The organism is Kitasatospora sp. MBT66 (genome assembly GCF_000710405.2).
Classification (GTDB): domain Bacteria; phylum Actinomycetota; class Actinomycetes; order Streptomycetales; family Streptomycetaceae; genus Kitasatospora; species Kitasatospora purpeofusca.
The window spans coordinates 334,898-336,228 of sequence record NZ_JAIY01000008.1 but is presented as its reverse complement, the minus strand read 5'-3'; the positions used below and the strand labels follow the sequence as shown (position 1 = coordinate 336,228).

Here is a 1,331-nt window from a genome sequence, read left to right as displayed (position 1 = left end):
GGCCCGCCGACCCGGCCGGGGCCGCCAACTGGCTGCCCGTGCCCGAGGGCCCGTTCACCGCGGTGCTGCGCCTCTACCGTCCCGGCCCGGCGGCCCTGGACGGCTCGTACCGCGTCCCGCCGCTGCGCCGGCGGTAGCGGGGGTCGGGGGGCCGCCCCGGGCGGCTCAGTGCGGCGTGGGGCCCGTCGAGGGGGCCGGCCCGGAGGGAGCGGCGGTGGACGGGGCCGGGGACGGGGTCGCCGACCCGGTCGGAGCCGGCGTGGACGTGGGTGCCGGTGTGGGCGACGCGGGCGTCGCGGTGGGGGTCGCGCCGCCGGTCGGGGTCGTCGTCGGGGCCGGGGTGGCCGACGGAGGGGCGGTGGGGGACGGGGTGCCGGACGGGGTCGGCCCGCCGGTGGGGGTGGGGCTCGGCGCGGCGGTCGGTTCGCCGGTGCCCGGTTCGGCCGGGGCCGAGGTGGACCCGCCGCGGTGCTGCGGTCCGCCCTCCAGGGTGACCACGGCCTGCGAGGGCGGCAGCGCGATCCGGGCGGTCCAGCGGGTCGCCGGGGCGAGGTCCTCGTCGACGCTGACGATCACCGTGATCCGCTGCCCGGGCGCGAGCGTCCCGGAGTCGCGGCTGAGCCGCAGCCAGGACGCGTCCACCACGGCGTGCCAGCGGATCTCGGTGCCGCCGGAGTTGGTGAGGGTGAGCACCGTCCGGTTGCCGTACTCGCCCGCCTCGACGGTCAGCAGACCGGACGGTGCGGGCGCACCGTTCGAGGAGCCGCCCGGGCCGGACGGCACGACCGCCGCCCCGCCGGCGGGGGCCGGTGCCGCGACCAGGGTGGGGCTGGCGAGCGGGGTCGCACCGTGGGCCGGGACCGGGATCAGCGGGCCCTGGATCCCCGGCAGCAACGTTTCTGCACTGAGCGGCCCCGCCCCGGCGAGCTCCATCCCGGCCACCGCCGGTCCGGCACCCCGGCCCGCGGCCCCGCCGGTCCCACCGATTCCGCCGGTCCCCCCGGCCGCGCCGACCACGGCGCCGAGCACCGTGCCGTCCACCGGGACGGCCGGGGCGTCCGGGCCCCGGCCCGCCGTGGCGTCCGCCGCGCCCCCGGGACGCCTCCCGCCCGCCGGGCGCCCGTCGTCCTCGACCCGGACCGAGGAGACCGCCGCGGCCGCCCCCGGCCCGCCGCCGCTCCGGTGCCCGGCCCACAGCGCGACCACCGGCGCGGCCAGGACGGCGGCCAGTACCCCGGTGGTGACCACCCGGCGCCGCACCGTGGGCCCGCGACCGGAGTCCGGCGCGCGATGGCGGGGGAACCCGCCCTGGTCGAAGCGGAGTCCCGGCT

1 pseudogene is annotated in these 1,331 nt (G+C 81.7%); it reads right to left on the bottom strand.

Annotated elements, in window-relative coordinates:
- Positions 1-165: 165 nt before the first annotated feature.
- Positions 166-1,331, bottom strand: a pseudogene (locus tag BI06_RS22810) (hypothetical protein); the annotation flags it as partial.